This window comes from Amnibacterium endophyticum, from assembly GCF_042680685.1.
Lineage (GTDB): Bacteria > Actinomycetota > Actinomycetes > Actinomycetales > Microbacteriaceae > Amnibacterium > Amnibacterium endophyticum.
The window spans coordinates 147,437-163,071 of sequence record NZ_JBHUEA010000001.1 but is presented as its reverse complement, the minus strand read 5'-3'; the positions used below and the strand labels follow the sequence as shown (position 1 = coordinate 163,071).

Annotated in this window: 15 protein-coding genes; 9 read left to right on the top strand and 6 right to left on the bottom strand. The window is 73.3% G+C overall.

Going from position 1 to position 15,635, the window contains the following annotated elements; all coding sequences use genetic code 11:
- Positions 1-49: 49 nt before the first annotated feature.
- A complete protein-coding gene (locus ACFSBI_RS00815) occupies positions 50-700 on the top strand; it encodes a ComF family protein (protein WP_377931284.1) in 651 nt (216 codons plus the stop codon).
- A gap of 153 nt (positions 701-853) precedes the next feature.
- Positions 854-1,549, top strand: coding sequence for a ribosome hibernation-promoting factor, HPF/YfiA family (gene hpf, locus ACFSBI_RS00810; protein ID WP_377931283.1), 696 nt, complete (start codon positions 854-856; stop codon positions 1,547-1,549).
- 140 nt (positions 1,550-1,689) lie between these two features.
- Here the strand turns inward: hpf and ACFSBI_RS00805 are convergent, their stop codons facing one another.
- The 4 genes from ACFSBI_RS00805 to ACFSBI_RS00790 all read right to left on the bottom strand — a co-directional run bounded on the left by ACFSBI_RS00805 (position 1,690) and on the right by ACFSBI_RS00790 (position 5,936).
- Positions 1,690-2,583, bottom strand: coding sequence for a DUF559 domain-containing protein (locus tag ACFSBI_RS00805; protein ID WP_377931282.1), 894 nt, complete (start codon positions 2,581-2,583; stop codon positions 1,690-1,692).
- Positions 2,584-2,750: 167 nt separating this feature from the next.
- Entirely contained in the window at positions 2,751-3,653 is a 903-nt protein-coding gene (locus ACFSBI_RS00800; protein ID WP_377931281.1) for a carbohydrate ABC transporter permease, read from the bottom strand.
- On the bottom strand, positions 3,650-4,606 hold the full coding sequence (locus ACFSBI_RS00795; RefSeq protein ID WP_377931280.1) for a carbohydrate ABC transporter permease: 957 nt from the start codon (positions 4,604-4,606) through the stop codon (positions 3,650-3,652). Before ACFSBI_RS00795 ends, ACFSBI_RS00800 begins: the two co-directional genes overlap by 4 nt.
- A gap of 19 nt (positions 4,607-4,625) precedes the next feature.
- Entirely contained in the window at positions 4,626-5,936 is a 1,311-nt protein-coding gene (locus ACFSBI_RS00790) for an ABC transporter substrate-binding protein (RefSeq protein ID WP_377931279.1), read from the bottom strand.
- Positions 5,937-6,113: 177 nt separating this feature from the next.
- Between ACFSBI_RS00790 and secA the strand changes: the two genes are divergently transcribed.
- Positions 6,114-8,963 (top strand): preprotein translocase subunit SecA, encoded by a 2,850-nt coding sequence (gene secA, locus ACFSBI_RS00785; protein ID WP_377931278.1) that lies wholly within the window; start codon positions 6,114-6,116, stop codon positions 8,961-8,963.
- Between the two features lie 141 nt (positions 8,964-9,104).
- Here the strand turns inward: secA and ACFSBI_RS00780 are convergent, their stop codons facing one another.
- Complete coding sequence (locus tag ACFSBI_RS00780) at positions 9,105-9,530, bottom strand: Rv3235 family protein (protein ID WP_377931277.1); 426 nt, start codon at positions 9,528-9,530, stop codon at positions 9,105-9,107.
- Between the two features lie 163 nt (positions 9,531-9,693).
- On the opposite strand from ACFSBI_RS00780, the gene ACFSBI_RS00775 reads away from it, so the two are divergent.
- A complete protein-coding gene (locus ACFSBI_RS00775) occupies positions 9,694-10,263 on the top strand; it encodes a hypothetical protein (RefSeq protein WP_377931276.1) in 570 nt (189 codons plus the stop codon).
- 94 nt (positions 10,264-10,357) lie between these two features.
- On the opposite strand, the gene ACFSBI_RS00770 is transcribed toward ACFSBI_RS00775, so the two are convergent.
- Positions 10,358-10,630 carry a helix-turn-helix domain-containing protein gene (locus ACFSBI_RS00770; RefSeq protein WP_377931275.1) on the bottom strand — a complete coding sequence of 91 codons (273 nt, stop codon included), beginning with the start codon at positions 10,628-10,630 and terminating at the stop codon, positions 10,358-10,360.
- Positions 10,631-10,748: 118 nt separating this feature from the next.
- On the opposite strand from ACFSBI_RS00770, the gene ACFSBI_RS00765 reads away from it, so the two are divergent.
- From ACFSBI_RS00765 to ACFSBI_RS00745, 5 genes are read left to right on the top strand one after another with little or no spacing between them, the layout of a single operon-like run.
- Positions 10,749-11,378 (top strand): SAF domain-containing protein, encoded by a 630-nt coding sequence (locus ACFSBI_RS00765; protein ID WP_377931274.1) that lies wholly within the window; start codon positions 10,749-10,751, stop codon positions 11,376-11,378.
- Entirely contained in the window at positions 11,375-12,628 is a 1,254-nt protein-coding gene (locus ACFSBI_RS00760; RefSeq protein WP_377931273.1) for a regulator, read from the top strand. The genes ACFSBI_RS00765 and ACFSBI_RS00760 overlap by 4 nt, the downstream gene beginning before the upstream one ends.
- Before the next feature lie 32 nt (positions 12,629-12,660).
- On the top strand, positions 12,661-13,542 hold the full coding sequence (locus tag ACFSBI_RS00755) for an aminodeoxychorismate lyase (RefSeq protein WP_377931272.1): 882 nt from the start codon (positions 12,661-12,663) through the stop codon (positions 13,540-13,542).
- Positions 13,542-13,769 (top strand): hypothetical protein, encoded by a 228-nt coding sequence (locus tag ACFSBI_RS00750; protein ID WP_377931271.1) that lies wholly within the window; start codon positions 13,542-13,544, stop codon positions 13,767-13,769. Before ACFSBI_RS00755 ends, ACFSBI_RS00750 begins: the two co-directional genes overlap by 1 nt.
- A 9-nt stretch (positions 13,770-13,778) precedes the next feature.
- Positions 13,779-15,269: a sensor histidine kinase gene (locus tag ACFSBI_RS00745; protein ID WP_377931270.1), complete on the top strand. Its 1,491-nt coding sequence runs from the start codon at positions 13,779-13,781 to the stop codon at positions 15,267-15,269.
- Positions 15,270-15,635: the final 366 nt, after the last annotated feature.

The following is a 15,635-nucleotide window of genomic DNA, read 5'->3' as shown; positions in this document are numbered from 1 at the left end:
AGGGGCGGCTCGCCTCGCAGCTGCTTCGCGCGCGGGCGAGCATGGCGCCGTGGACCGGTTGCGCGTCGCGAGCGCGTTCCTGCAGCAGCTGGTGCTGCCGGACGACTGCTGCGGGTGCGGCACGGCCGGGCCGACGCTCTGCGGCCGCTGCCGTGAGGCGCTGTCCCCGGTGCCCGCCGGCCGCACGGTAGGCGGCGTCCCTGTCACGAGCGCGCTGGTCTACGACGGGGTGGTGCGCGACGTGGTCGTCGCCGTCAAGAACGAGGGGCGCACCTCGGTCGCCCGTCCGCTCGCCACGGCGCTGCGGGCGGCCGTCGAGTCCGCCGCGGGGGAGCGGGACGGGCTCCTGCTCGTGCCGATGCCCGCGACGCGCCGCTCCGCCGTCGAGCGCGGCTACGACCCGCTGCGGCTGCTGCTGCGCCGGGCGCGCCTGCCGCACCACGACCTGCTCCGGCTCGTCCGGTCCTCCGGCGACCAGGTGCGGCTCGGCCGCGAGGCGCGCTTCACGAACGTCGCGCAGGGCATGCGGGCGAGGCGGGACCTCTCCGGCGCTCGCGTCCTCCTGGTCGACGACGTCGTCACCACCGGCGCCACGCTCGGCGAGGCTGCCCGGGCCGTGCGAGCGGCGGGCGGCGTCGTGGTCGGGGCGGCGACCCTCGCGGCCACGCCGCTCCGCACGCCCGGCGCGGGGTCGCCATGAGTCGGCTGAGGGGGTCGTGACGCGGGCGGCCCTCCACGCGTACTGTCTCGATACGGCGTCGACGAAGACCGCCCGGCCCCTCATGGGCAGCCGTCAGGCGACCGGTGCAGGGTCCGTTCCGAGGGCGGTGCGCCGCGACATGAGGGAGTCACCATGGACGTCACACTCATCGGTCGCAACGTGCAGATCACGGACCGCTTCCGCGACTACGCGGAGGAGAAGGCGGCTCGGGTGGAGCACCTGGCGGATCGGGCCCTCGCGCTCGAGATCCGCCTGTGCCGGCACCACGAGACGAACGGCACGGCCGGCGACGATCGAGTGGAGATGACCCTCATCGGGCCCGGGCCGGTGATCCGGGCCGAGGCGGACGGCGCGGACAAGTTCGCCGCCTACGACGCAGCGCTCGCCAAGCTGCTGGAACGGGTGCGCCGATCGCGGGATCGACGGAAGCTGCATCGCGGCGGCGGTAAGCGCATGGAGAGCCTGCGGGAGGCGAGCTCCGGCGACTTCGCCGCGCACGGGGTGGTGCCCGCCGACGGCCGGATGCTGTCCGAGGCGCAGGCGACCGACGGTGCGGTGTCGGCGCTCGCGGAGGAGACCGGCGAGGTGCAGGAGAGCCCCGTCGTCATCCGGAACAAGCGGTTCCCGGCGGAGGCGCTGACGGTCGAGGAGGCGGTCGACCGGATGGAGCTGGTCGGCCACGACTTCTTCCTGTTCATCGACGCGACGACCGGGGAGCCGAGCGTGGTCTACCGCCGCGTGGGCTGGAACTACGGCGTAATCGCGCTCGACGGCCGCGAGGAGGTCTCCGAGCGCGTGCTCGCGACCGCAGGCGTCGCCTCCGCCTGACGAGCACTGGGCCTTGCCGCTTTCGTCCCCTCCCATCGTTCAGAAGGGGACGGAAGCGGCAAGGCGCCGCCCCGCTGCTGGGAGTGTTGCCGCTTCTGCTTCCAGCCGTCCCCTCGAAGGAGACGAAAGCGGCAAGACCCTCATCCGGAGCGGTGCAGCGCCCGCGCGATCCGGGCGAGTGTGACCGCGGGCTCGGCGATGTCGGCCGCGGTCACCCGGATCACGCGCCAGCCGAGGTCCGTGAGCAGCTCGTAGCGGGCGACGTCCTTCATCCACTGGCGCCGGTCCGTGCGGTGCTGATCGCCCTCGACCTCGATCCACACCTTCTGCGCCGGATAGACCAGGTCGCCCTCCGTCCACTCGAGCCTCGGATCGTTCGGGAGGTGACTGAGCTCGGGCTCGGGCAGCCCGCTCGCGAGCATCAGCAGCCGGAGCCGCGTCTCCTGCGGCGACCGCGACCCGATCCGCACCCGTGGCAGCGCCTTGCGCAGCCGGATGCTCCCGGGCCGGTGCGGATCGGTCGCCGCTCGGGTCAGGGCCTCGAGACGTCGGGCGCTCGCCGGGTGCCGCGGCGGCAGCAGGCGCTCGATCGCGGTGACCAGGTCGTCACCGGACAGGACGGTCGCCAGCTGGCACACCGTCTCGATCGGATTCGCGACCGGCACGCCGTCGCGCCGGACGACCATGCCGGGCCGCTCGACGAGGTGGTGGCCCTGCACCCGGGCGTCCCGTGGAGCGCGGTGCGGTCGGATCACCGCGACGTCGAGCACGAGCCGCTGCTGATCGGGAAGCGGCAACCAGAGGCCGTGCAGCAGCGCCGCGGTGCGATGGCTGAAGAACTCGTGCGGTGCCATCTTCGGCAGGTACGCGGCGGCGAGGGCGCGCACGTCGGCGGGTGCTTCTCTGGCGCGCACGCCTGCGAACGGGCGCGCGAGACGGGGAGCGTCCGTCCGCTTCCGGCCGGCCCCTGCGGTACGAGCCGCTCCGATCGAGAAGGGCTCGTCACCGAACACGGCGAGTGGATCGACCGGCATGCGCGGCAGGGTGCCAGCGCAGCACCTCGGTCCGAGGGCGCTGCTGCCTCCGCGATCAGGGTCCGCCCCGATGCGGCCCTGGGGAGGAGCGGAGCGATGAACGCCGGGGAGTTGCCGCTTTCGTCCCCCGCGGAGGCGCGGAGAGGGACGAAAGCGGCAAGCCCCGGTCAGCGGATGCCGCTGCGCGCGATGCCCTGCACGAAGTAGCGCTGCGTCGCGAGGAACAGCACGATCATCGGCACCACCGCGATCAGGCTGAGCGCCATGATCTGCGTGAAGTCGGGCGTCGTCTGCCCCTGCAGGAACAGCAGGCCGATCGGCAGCGTGAACAGGTAGTCCTGCTTCAGCGCGATGAGCGGCCAGGCGAAGTCGTTCCACGTCGCCATCGCGATCAGCACCACCAGCACCGCGATCAGCGGCCGGCACAGCGGCAGCACGATGGAGCGGAAGACGCGGAACGATCCGGCGCCGTCGATCCGCGCCGCCTCCAGCAGCTCGTCCGGGATGCCGATGATGAACTGGCGCGCGAGGAACACCCCGGTCGCCACCGCCGCCGACGGCAGGATCACCGCCCAGTACGTGCCGTAGAAGCCGAGGTCGGAGACGAGCCGGAACTGCGCCACCATCGTCACCTGCACGGGCAGCACGAGCGTCGCGAGCGCCGCGAAGAAGACCGCGCTGCGACCGAGGAAGCGGATCTTCGCGAAGGCGTACCCCGCGAGCAGGTTCACGAGGACGCCGAGCACGGTGACGAAGGCCGTGATCACGAACGAGTTCCCGAACCAGGTGACGATGTCGTAGCGCGCGAGCACACCGGTGAAGTTGTCGAGGGTCAGGCGGGACGGCCACAGCTTGAAGACCGTCGAGAACAGCTCGTCCTTCGGCGACAGCGAGACGACGACCATCCAGTAGAAGGGGAAGACCATCACGGCGCAGATCGCGAGCGCCACGACGAAGCGCGCGACCTGCGCGACGCGGTGCCGCCGCCTGCGGGACCGGAGGTGGCCGGAGCGGGTGGTCGCGACGCCGCGGGACGCCGTCGCGGCGCGGGTACCTGCGGTCGCGGTCACTCGGTCACGTCCCGTCCGCGGTTCAGCCGCCACTGCACGGCGGCGAAGGCGAGCATCAGCACGAGCAGCACCATCCCGATCGCGGCGGCGTACCCCTGCGCCCGTGTCGTGAACGCGTTCGTGTAGGCGTAGGTGGTCAGCATCGTCGTCGCGTCGCCCGGGCCCCCGCCGGTCAGCACGAACACCAGGTCGAAGACCTGGAACGAGTAGATGACGTTCATGATCAGCAGGAAGAACGTCGACGGGCCGAGCAGCGGGAAGGTGATGCTGCGGAACCGCTGCCAGGGGCCCGCGCCCTCCAGCTCCGCCGCCTCGTACAGCTCCGCGCCGATGCCCTGCAGGCCTGCCAGGTAGATCACCATGTTGAAGCCGGTGCGGCCCCAGATCGTCATCAGGATCACGGCGGCCATCGCGGCGGTGCCGTTCGACTGGAACGGGATGGCGGGCAGGCCGAGGGCGATCAGGCCCTTGTCGATCACGCCGGTGTTCTCGTCGAACATCAGCACGCCGATGAGGCCGGAGGCGACGCCGGAGACGACCATCGGCGCGTAGACGATGGTGCGGAACAGCGCGCGCCCGGGCAGCGCCTTGTTCAGCAGCACGGCGATCGCGAGGCCGAGCCCGACCGAGCCGAGCAGCGTCAGCGCGGTGAAGAAGGTGGTGTTGATCAGCGCCCGCCAGAAGGTGGCGTCGGACAGCAGCTCGGCGTAGTTCGCGATGCCGATCCACTCCGGCGCCCCGAAGCCGGAGTATCGGGTGAAGGACAGGACGGCCGCGAGGCCGAGGGGGTAGAGCAGGAAGACCCCGAGCAGGATCAGGTTCGGCGCGGCGAAGGAGTAGCCGACCAGCGTCTCGCGCATGCGGGCGCGCCGCCTGCTCGAGGGGCGGGAGCCGGGCGGGCGGGCGGTTGCATCGGCGACCGCGCCGCCCGCGCCGAGCGTGGTCCCGGTCACGCCCGGCTCCGCGGGTCCGTCACGCGACCGCCTTGTCCACGCCGTCGGCGATGTTCTGCAGCGTCTGCGCGGTCGACTGGCCCTGCCGGAACGCCGCCTCCAGCTGGTTCGTGAGCACGGTGGTGATCGCGGCGCTCGCCGGCACGGTCAGCTGCGCGACGTCCGCCGGCGTGATCGTCGTCGCCTGGTCCACGAACACGGGCATCACGCCGTCCGGCGCGTCCCACCCGAGGTCCTGCCCGACGAGGCTCTGCAGGGTCGGCAGCTCGAGCGCACCGCCGCAGAAGGTGCGCATGGCGTCGTCGCTGACCATGAACTTCAGGAACTTCGTCGCGAGCTCCGTGTTCTTCGAGTCCGCGGTCGCGACGAGCGCGTTGCCGCCGAGGTCGTCGGCCGCGCGCTGGTCCTTCGGCAGGTAGGTGACGCCCCAGTCGAACTTCGCGTCCGTGAACTCCGGCAGCAGGAAGTTGCCGGCCGACACCATCGCGGTGGTGCCGGCGAGCCACGTCGTGTCGGCGTAGGCGTTGGACTTCACGCTCGAGTTCGCGGGCACGTAGTCCTTCGTGAAGAAGGCCTTGGTGTAGTCGAGCGCCTTCGTGCCCGCGTCGCTGCGGATGGCGGAGGCGCTGAGGTCCTCGTTCAGCAGGCGTCCGCCCGCCTCGAACAGCCACGTCAGCCAGCGGGGCGACCCGCCCAGCTGCCAGTTGTAGGCGAACGGGTACTTCGACGACGGCAGCTTCGCGCGGAGGCGCGACATCACGTCGTCGAACTCCGCCCAGCTCCACGCGCTGTCGAGGGAGTCGGGCAGCGACGTGATGCCCGCGTCCTTCATGAGCTGCTTGTTGTACGCGATCGCTGAGGTGTCGGTCTGCTGCGCGACGCCGTACGGCTTGCCGTCGTAGCTGATCGCCTCCCAGAACGCCGGGATGAAGCGGCTCTTCTCGCTGCCGAGGGAGTCGGAGAGGTCGAGCAGCGCCCCCTGCTTCGCGTAGCCGCCGATCTGGCCGTAGCCGGCGCGGAAGACGTCGGGCGCGTTGCCGGCGGACAGCTGCGCGTCGATGTTCGTGAACATCTGCTGGTACGGCACGAAGTTGGCGCGCACGGTGACGCCGTCGTTCGCGGCCTCGAACTGCTTGATCAGCTTCTCGTAGGCGGCCTTCTCGCTGTCGGAGGCCCACGTGGTGAAGGTGAGCGTGCCGCTGCCGCCGCTGGATCCGCCGGAGGAGCCGCCCTGCGGCTGGCCGGTGAAGCCCGCGCAGGAGGCGAGCAGGGTGCTGACGGAGGCGGCGCCCGCGGTGGCGAGCAGGGTGCGGCGGGTGAGTGCGGTCATGTGGCCCTCTCTCGGTGACGGCTCATCCAAGCAGCGGGCCCGCGCGGGGCGCCGAGCCAGGCGATCCTGTGCAGACGGCTCGCATCCGGCGGGGGCGCGACCCCTGTTCCGGGGCCGCTGGTACCTTTGCGAGTTGGCGATCCGGCTCCAGGCGCCGGTCGCGGAGGGAGACCGCGCGTGGCGAACGTGCTCGAGAAGGCCCTGCGGATGGGCGAGGGTCGCACCCTGCGCCGGCTGCAGCGGATCGTCGGCCAGGTGAACAACCTCGAGGACGAGTTCACGCAGCTGACCGACGAGGACCTCCGGAACGAGACCGCCGAGCTGCGGGAGCGGTACTCGAACGGCGAGAGCCTCGACGACCTGCTGCCGGAGGCGTTCGCCGCCGTCCGCGAGGCCGCGCGACGCACCATCGGGCTCCGCCCGTTCGACGTGCAGGTGATGGGCGGCGCCGCCCTCCACCTCGGCAACATCGCGGAGATGAAGACCGGCGAGGGCAAGACCCTGGTCGCGACGATGCCCGCGTACCTGAACGCCATCACCTCCCGCGGCGTCCACATCGTCACGGTCAACGACTTCCTCGCCGGCTACCAGTCGGAGCTGATGGGCCGCGTCTTCCGTGCGCTCGGCATGACGACCGGCGTGATCCTGTCGGGCCAGACCCCGGAGCAGCGCCGCGAGCAGTACCTCGCCGACGTCACCTACGGCACGAACAACGAGTTCGGGTTCGACTACCTGCGCGACAACATGGCCTGGTCGACCGGCGAGCTGGTGCAGCGCGGCCACTACTTCGCGATCGTGGACGAGGTCGACTCGATCCTCATCGACGAGGCGCGGACCCCGCTGATCATCTCGGGCGCCGCGAGCGGCGAGGCGAACCGCTGGTTCGGCGAGTTCGCGCAGCTGGCCAAGCAGCTGCGCGCGGGCACGGACTTCGAGGTCGACGAGAAGAAGCGCACCGTCGGCGTGCTGGAGCCCGGCATCGAGAAGGTCGAGGACTACCTCGGCATCGACAACCTCTACGAGTCGGCGAACACCCCGCTCATCTCCTTCCTGAACAACGCGATCAAGGCGAAGGCCCTGTTCAAGCGCGACAAGGACTACGTCGTGATGAACGGCGAGGTGCTCATCGTCGACGAGCACACCGGCCGCATCCTGGTCGGCCGCCGCTACAACGAGGGCATCCACCAGGCCATCGAGGCCAAGGAGAACGTGCAGGTCAAGGCGGAGAACCAGACCTACGCCACCGTCACGCTGCAGAACTACTTCCGCCTCTACAAGAAGCTGTCCGGCATGACCGGCACCGCCGAGACCGAGGCGGCCGAGTTCATGTCGACGTACAAGCTGGGCGTCGTCCCGATCCCGACGAACAAGCCGATGCAGCGCATCGACCAGCCGGACCTCATCTACAAGAACGAGGAGGCGAAGTTCGCGCAGGTCGTGGAGGACATCGCAGAGCGCCACCGCAAGGGGCAGCCGGTCCTCGTCGGCACGACGAGCGTCGAGAAGAGCGAGTACCTCTCGAAGCTGCTCGCGAAGAAGGGCGTCCGGCACGAGGTGCTGAACGCGAAGAACCACGCGCGCGAGGCGGCGATCGTCGCCCAGGCCGGCCGCTACGGCGCCGTCACCGTCGCGACGAACATGGCCGGCCGCGGCACGGACGTGATGCTCGGCGGTAACTCCGAGTTCCTCGCTGTGGCGGCGATGACCGCGCGCGGGCTCAGCCCGTCGGAGACGCCGGACGAGTACGAGGCGCAGTGGGACGGCGTCTTCGACGCGGTGAAGGCGGAGGTCGCCGAGGAGGCCCAGCGCGTCGTCGAGGCCGGCGGCCTCTACGTGCTCGGCACCGAGCGCCACGAGTCGCGCCGCATCGACAACCAGCTGCGCGGCCGCTCCGGCCGTCAGGGAGACCCGGGCGAGAGCCGCTTCTACCTGTCGCTCAAGGACGACCTGATGCGGCTGTTCAACGCGGGCGCCGCCGAGATGCTGATGGGCCGCAGCGGCGTGCCGGACGACCTCGCGATCGAGTCGAAGGTCGTCTCCCGCGCGATCCGCAGCGCGCAGAGCCAGGTGGAGGCGCGCAACGCCGAGATCCGCAAGAACGTCCTCAAGTACGACGACGTGCTGAACCGCCAGCGCGAGGCGATCTACGGCGACCGCCGCCACATCCTCGAGGGCGACGACATCCACGAGCGCGTGCAGTCCTTCCTCGGCTCGGTGATCGACGACGTGGTGGACACCCACACCGCGGAGGGCTCCGGCGACGACTGGGACTTCGACGCGCTGTGGGCGGAGCTGAAGACGCTCTACCCGGTCGGCATCACGCCGGACGAGGTGGCCGCGGAGGCCGGCAGCAAGGGGCGCGTGAACCGCGACTTCGTGAAGCGCGAGGTGCTCTCCGACGCGCAGGTCGCGTACCAGCGCCGCGAGCGCGAGCTGGGCGCCGACGCGACCCGCGAGCTGGAGCGGCGCGTGGTGCTGTCGGTGATCGACCGCCGGTGGCGCGACCACCTGTACGAGATGGACTACCTGAAGGACGGCATCGGCCTGCGAGCGATGGCGCAGCGCGACCCGCTGGTCGAGTACCAGCGCGAGGGCTACTCGATGTTCCAGACGATGATGGGCGCGATCCGCGAGGAGTCGGTCGGGTTCCTGTTCAACCTGGAGGTCGAGGTGAACCCGGCCGCGGGCTCCGTCGACGCGAAGGGCCTCGGGCAGCAGACGTCGAACGACACGCTCCGCTTCACCGCGCCGTCCGACGACGGCGGCGTGGAGGTGCGCAACCAGCGGGGGCTGCTGGAGCGCGCCGCGACGGCGAAGGCGCAGCTGGCCGCGGCGCAGCAGGCGACGCAGTTCGGCGGCGAGCTGCCGGAGCCCGAGCAGGACGAGCCGCGCCGCGGCCCGTCGCGCGGTGCGCCGCAGCGGCAGGTGCCGCAGCGTGCGGGCGCCGGGCGGGGCGCCTTCGGACAGGCTCCGTCGGGCGCGCCGCAGAACCGGCAGCAGCGCCGCGCCGCCGAGCGCGGCCAGTAGTCCCCGCCGCCGCGCGCCCGCCCCGGGTGCGCGGCGCGGGCGCTCGTGCAGATGCGCGCTGAGCGCCGATCGTCGCCGAGCGCGCGGCGCAATCTGGCGCTGAGGGCGACGATCAGCCGGGCGGAGCCGCCACGCGCGCGGTCAGAGGACGTGGAGGGCGGTCGCGCGCCAGCGGTGGTCGATGCCCTCCAGGCGGATCGCGATCGCGCGCGTGCGGGCAGCGCCCGTGAGGACGACGGTCGCCTCGATCACCCCGTCGGCGGGGCTCATCAGGCGGCGCGACGCGATCCGCACCTTCGGCCGGGCCGGCGACTGCCGCCGGGCGGCTCGGCCCCGCGCGGCGAGCACGCTGCGCCGCAGCAGCAGCTTGTAGACCGGCTCGGTCAGCCAGCGGCCGAGCTGCTCCAGGTCCCGCACACCGCCCAGCACCTCGACGACGCCGAGCGCCAGGTTCTCGATCAGGACCGTGGGATCCGGCAGCGACGAGGACGGGGTGAACTGCCGCGCGAAGAACTCGTCCGCCGGCGGCGCGGACGGCGGGAACGGCAGCATGGATCCAGCACTCATGGGTGGGTCTCCGTGGGGGAGCGGAAGCGGGCGGGGTTCCTGTCCACCCGGGTGCGGCGGACGCGCATACCAAAGCAGCACCGTCGCGCTCGGGGGAAGAGGAGCGGCAGGATCTGTGGATAAGTCGCCTATCGGCGCCCATGGTTCCGGCTACCGTGCGCGCGTGCGCTGGGACGAGCTGTTCGCCGACCTCGAGGGGCAGCTCGAGGACGGGATCGGCTCGCAGGAGCGCGAGGAGCAGGCGGAGGAGGAGCGGCTGCAGGTCGGCCGCGCCGCGCTGCGCGACCGTCTGCGGGCCATCGCGATGGTGCGCGAGCCGATCCACCTGCGCCTCGTCGACGCGTCCACGATCGATCTGGCCCCGCGCACCGTCGGGCGGGACTGGCTGAGCGGAGACCTTTCCGGCGGCGCGCAGGCGGTGCTGCCGCTCGGTGCGGTCGCCGCCGTGCTGCCCACCGCCGAGCAGCTGGCCCGCAGCCGGGAACCGGCGCCGGCGGAGGGGGCGCTGACCGACCGGCTCGGGCTCGCGTTCGTGCTGCGGGACCTCGCCCGGCGACGTCGCGCCGTGCAGCTCACGACCACGGGTGGCGTGCTGACCGGCACGCTCGACCGGGTCGGCCGCGACCACGTCGACCTCGCGGTGCACCCCGCGGACGCCTGGCGCCGCGCGAGCGCGGTCAGCCGGATCGAGCTGCTGCCGCTCGCCTCCGTGCTGCTCGTCCGCGTGGACTGATCGGCGTCTCCGGCGACGGGCGACGGATTCGGCGCTGCTGAGCGCCGACGACGTCACCCGGAAACGAATTCGCGCCTGAAGGAGCGCGGCGCCTTCAGAGCAGGTCGCCCTGGCGCAGCTCCGGCACGATCGCGAACGCGCTCTGGCGCCAGTTCGCCTCCCGGCGCGCCTCCTCGTAGCGGGCCTCGATGTACGCCTCGAGCTCCGTGCGCTCGACCCGCCAGTGCCGGGCGGCGCCGACGCGGATCGCCGCCAGCTCGCCGGAGCGCACGAGGGAGTAGGCCTGCGAGACGGACACGCGCAGCACCTCGGCGGTCTCCGCGACCGTCAGGAAGCGGCCGAGCAGGTCGTCCGGGTCCGAGGTCATGACCGAAGCATGGCAGCGGAGCCGGGGGCGGAACGCTCCGCTCCGCGCCCTGTGGACAACGCGCGGCGCCGAGGAGCGGGAGTCGTCACCATGGGCGCGAGCTCGTGATGGAGGACTCATGGCCACCTTCCCGCTGCGGCCCCGGCGCAGGCCCCTGCCGGATCCGCGGATCCTGATCGGCGTGGTGCTGGTCGTCGCGTCCGCGCTCGGCACCACCGCCCTCGTGTCGGCGCTGACCCGCTCGGTCGTCGTCTACCGGGCCGCGCACGCCCTCGTGGCGGGGGAGCGCGTCACCGCGGACCGGCTCGTCGCCGCCTCGGTCCGGCTGGGCGACGCGCAGGGCCTGTACCTGACGGGGCCGCTGCCGGCGGCCGGCCTGGTCGCGACGCGGACGGTGGCGGCCGGCGAGGTCGTCCCGCGGTCGGCGGTCGGGACCTCCGCCGAGCTCGCGACCGCGACGGTGGTCGTGGATCTCGCCTCGCCGCTCGCGGACGGCGTCGGGGCGGGCACCGACGTCGACCTGTGGTCGGCGCCGAGGCTCGAGGGCGCGCAGGAGCGGTACGGGCCGCCGGTCGTGCTCGTCAACGACGCCGTCGTCGCCCGGGTGCCGACCTCGAGCGGGCTCATCGCCGGCGGTCGGGAGGACGCGGTCGAGGTGCAGGTCCCGAGGGACGAGGTCGCCGCGCTGCTCGAGGCGCAGGCGGACGGGTCCCGCATCGCGGCGGTCGCGGTCGGCGGCACCCGGTGAGCGCGCCGCGCTCCGTGGTGCTCTGCCTCGCGCCGGGCGTCGAGGACGCCCTGCTGCCGCAGCTGCCGGACGCGGGGCTCGTGGTGGTGGCGAGGCCGGCGGGCGCGGCGGAGGCGGCCGCGGCGGTGCAGCGGCTGCGGCCGGACGTCCTGCTCGCGAGCGCCGACCCCCGCTGGGTCGACGGCGCCCTGCTCCTCGCCGCCGCCTCGGCCAGGACGACCGCGCTCGTGCTCGCGGAGGGCGAGGCAGGGAGGCGGCACGCCGCCGCGCTCGGCGTGCGGGAGCCGCTCGACGCGTCGGTGAGCGGCCGGGAGCTGCGCGACCGGCTCGCGCGCAGCGTCCCGGATGCGCCGGACGACGTCGCGCCGGCGCCGGTGACGGCGCCGAGCGGGCGGGGACGGGTGACCGCCGTGTGGGGCCCGGCGGGCGCTCCCGGCCGCACGACGACCGCGATCGCGCTCGCCGCGGAGATCGCCGCGTCCGGCACCCCGACCGCGCTCGTCGACGCCGACACGACCGGCGCCGCGGTCGCGCCGGCGCTCGCCCTGCTCGACGAGGCGCCGGGCCTCGCCGCGGCGTGCCGGCTCGCCGCCGCCGAGGCGCTGACGGGCCACGAGCTCGACCGCGTCGCGCAGCGCCACCGCGGCGCGACCGCCGACCTCGCCGTGCTCACGGGGATCGGGCGACCCTCCCGCTGGCCGGAGCTCTCCGCGGACCGCATGGGCACGGTGCTGGAGCGGTGCCGCGACTGGGTCGCGCACACGGTCGTGGACGCGGGCTACAACCTCGAGGCGGACGAGGAGATCGTGTCCGACCTGTTCGCGCCGCGTCGGAACGCGGCGACGCTCGCGGCGGTGCAGGCCGCGGACGTCGTGGTGGCGGTGGGCGCTGCGGACCCGATCGGCCTCGCCCGCTTCGTGCGGGCCTACGGCGACCTCGTCGAGCTGGTCGACCCGAGCCGCATCCGGCCGGTGATCACGAAGGTGCGGCGCAGCGCGGTGGGGCTGGCGCCGGGCGCGCAGATCCGCGCCAGCCTCGCCCGGTTCGCGGGCATCGAGGAGGTGACGCTCGTCCCGAGCGACCCGTCCGCCTGCGACGCCGCGCTGCTGACCGGGCGCAGCCTGCCGGACGCGGCGCCGCGCGCGTCCGCCGTCGCCGCGCTGCGCGGCCTCGCCGCGGACCACCTCGTGGACGCGCCGCCGGTCCCCGCGAGGCGGCCCCGGGCCCTCCGCCGCCTGCTGCCAGTCTGACGGCCGCCCGTGCGGCGGGGCAGGATGGGCACGTGTCCACCGCCGTGCTCGCCGTCCTGAACTCGCCCGCGCTGGACGGCACCGCCGCGCCGACCGCGTTCCGCCTCGCCGACCCCGCGGACCCGCAGGTCACCGTGCACGACCTCGGCGCCACCCGCGGCGACGGCGTGTTCGAGACCCTCGGCGTGGTCGGCGGCCGCGCCCAGGCCGTCGACGGGCACCTCGCCCGCCTCGCCCGGTCGGCCGCGATGCTCGAGCTGCCGGAGCCGGACCTCGACGCGTGGCGCGAGACCCTGATCGCCGTCGCGGAGCGCCTGCCCGCCGACCGGGAGGGGTTCGTCAAGCTGGTCTACACGCGCGGCCCCGAGGGGTCGGGGATCCCGACGGGCTGGGCGACCGGCGCCGTCGCGCCGGACCACACGGAGGCGCGGACGCGCGGGATCGGTGTCGTCGTGCTCGACCGCGGGCTGCCGCACGACGTCACCGCGACCGCGCCCTGGCTGCTGCAGGGCGCGAAGACGCTCTCGTACGCCCTCAACATGGCGGCGCTGCGCGAGGCGCGGCGCCGTGACGCGGACGACGCGCTGTTCGTGAGCGGCGACGGCTTCCTCCTCGAGGGCGCGACCTCCACCCTGCTGCTGAAGCGCGGCGACCGGCTCGTGACGCCGTCGACGAGCCTCGGCATCCTGCCCGGCACCACGCAGGCCGACGCCTTCCGCTCCGCCCGCGCCGAGGGGATGACCACCAGCTACGAGGTGCTGCCGCGCACGGCGCTCGATGACGCGGACGGGCTGTGGCTGCTGTCGAGCGTGCGGCTCGCCGCGCCGATCCGGACGCTCGACGGGACCGACCGACCGGTCGACGAGGCCTTCACCGCCCGGCTGAACGCGGCGCTGCTCGCGCGGCGCGACTGATGAGCCCCGTGCAGCGGGCCGTCCTGCGCCGCCTCGAGCAGGGCCCCGCGACGCTCGCGGGGCTCCGGGCGGCCTTCCCCGACGGCAGCGCGGAGTCCCGCGCCCTCATGTCGATGGGGGAGGAGGACCCGTTCGGCCGGGAGCTCGTCGGGCTCGTCGCCGACGGGCTCGTCGTCGAGCACGACGGCCGCTACCGGCTGGCGGACCCCGCGCGCGGCGGTTCGTAGACTCGGCTCGTGCCGACCATGAGCGAGCTCGTCAGTGCCCACGGCCGGCTGAGCGAGGACGACCTGTCCTGGCTGCACGCGCTGCTCGGCGACCTGCAGCTGCTCGCCGATCTCGCCTTCGCGGACGTGGTGCTCTGGACGCCGGCGGAGGAGGGCGACTTCGTCGCGGTCGCCCACGCGAGGCCGTCGTCGGCGGCGACGCTGTTCTACCGGGACTTCGTCGGCCAGTCGATCAAGCAGGACTGGCGGCGCCTCGTCACCGACGCCTTCGAGCGGAGCGAGATCCTCGACTCGTCCGCGCCGGACTGGTTCGAGGAGACCCCGACCCGGGTCCGCGCCGTGCCGGTGGTCCGGCGAACGTCGCCCTCGGCCGGGCCGCAGCAGGTGGTCGGCCCGATCGCGGTGCTGACCCGGCACACGAACCTCTCCGAGGCGCGGATGCCGAGCCGGCAGGAGCTGACGTTCAACGACTGCGCCCAGGACCTGTTCCGGATGATCGCCACCGGCGACTTCCCGACGCTCGCCGCGCCGACCGCGCCGCGACGGGGCGCGCCCCGCGCCTCCGACGGGCTCATCCGCCTCGACGTCGACGGGACCGTGCTGTTCGCCAGCCCGAACGCGCTGTCCGCCTTCAACCGCATCGGGTTCTCCGGCGAGCTGGAGGGGCAGCCGCTCGCCGAGGCCGTCACCGAGCTGCTGCCGGAGCACCTGCGCTTCGACGAGACGCTGCCGCTCGTGGTGACCGGCAAGGCGCCGTGGCGCACCGAGATCGAGGCCCGCGGCTCGACGCTGTCGCTGCGCGCCATCCCCGTCCGACACGACGACGAGCGCGTCGGCGCGATCGTCCTCTGCCGCGAGGTGACGGAGCTGCGCAACCAGGAGCAGGAGCTGATCACCAAGGACGCGACGATCCGCGAGATCCACCACCGGGTGAAGAACAACCTGCAGACCGTCGCCTCCCTGCTGCGCATCCAGGCTCGCCGCTCCGGCAGCGACGAGGCGCGGGAGTCGCTCGCGCAGGCGACCCGTCGCGTGTCCGCGATCGCTGTCGTCCACGACACGCTCAGCCAGGGGCTCGACCAGACCGTCGACTTCGACACCGTCTTCGACCGGGTGCTGATGCTCATCACCGAGGTCGCCTCCACCCACCGCTCCCGGGTCGTCCCCATGAAGCGCGGCGCGTTCGGCGTGCTGCCGAGCGACTACGCGACCCCGCTCGCGCTCGCGCTCACCGAGCTGGTCACGAACGCCGTCGAGCACGGGCTCGCCGGCCGCGACGGCACCGTCGTCATCACCGCGCACCGCGCCAACGAGGGCCTCTCCGTGTCGGTGCGCGACAACGGCGTCGGGCTCCCGGAGGGCAAGGTCGGCACCGGGCTCGGCACGCAGATCGTCCGCACCCTCATCGAGGGCGAGCTCGGCGGGCTCATCGACTGGCACACGATGTCCGGTCGCGGCACCGAGGTCACGATCGCGGTGCCGTTCAACTTCGAGGAGTAGCGCGGGGTACCCATTTCGCGCAGTGCCGGCTGTGTTCATTCCGCGCGGAGGCGTCCGTTCGGCGACCGCTTCGCAGCCCCCTCGCGGCCGCCTGGGCAGGCTCGTCGCTGCGCTCCTCGCGCCCGCGCGGTTCGGCGCCATGAGGCGCCGGCGGCCTGACGGCCGCTGCTCGCGGCGCTAGGGGAGCGTCTGCTCGGCGACCGCTTCGCGGCCCCCTCGCGGTGGGCTGGGCAGGCTCGTCGCTGCGCTCCTCGCGCCCGCGCGGTTCGGCGCCATGAGGCACCGGCGGCCCTTGGCCGCTGCTGCGCGCGACGTCCGCGCTGGGCTGCCTCGCTACTCGCGCCCGCCGCTGGTCGAGGTGCGAGC

Coding starts and splice junctions, on each gene's coding strand:
- ACFSBI_RS00765 (WP_377931274.1), top strand. CDS start 10,749: ATGGCCACCTTCCCGCTGCGGCCCCGGCGCAGGCCCCTGCCGGATCCG.
- ACFSBI_RS00750 (WP_377931271.1), top strand. CDS start 13,542: ATGAGCCCCGTGCAGCGGGCCGTCCTGCGCCGCCTCGAGCAGGGCCCC.
- ACFSBI_RS00780 (WP_377931277.1), bottom strand. CDS start 9,530: ATGAGTGCTGGATCCATGCTGCCGTTCCCGCCGTCCGCGCCGCCGGCG.
- ACFSBI_RS00805 (WP_377931282.1), bottom strand. CDS start 2,583: ATGCCGGTCGATCCACTCGCCGTGTTCGGTGACGAGCCCTTCTCGATC.
- hpf (WP_377931283.1), top strand. CDS start 854: ATGGACGTCACACTCATCGGTCGCAACGTGCAGATCACGGACCGCTTC.
- ACFSBI_RS00770 (WP_377931275.1), bottom strand. CDS start 10,630: ATGACCTCGGACCCGGACGACCTGCTCGGCCGCTTCCTGACGGTCGCG.
- ACFSBI_RS00790 (WP_377931279.1), bottom strand. CDS start 5,936: ATGACCGCACTCACCCGCCGCACCCTGCTCGCCACCGCGGGCGCCGCC.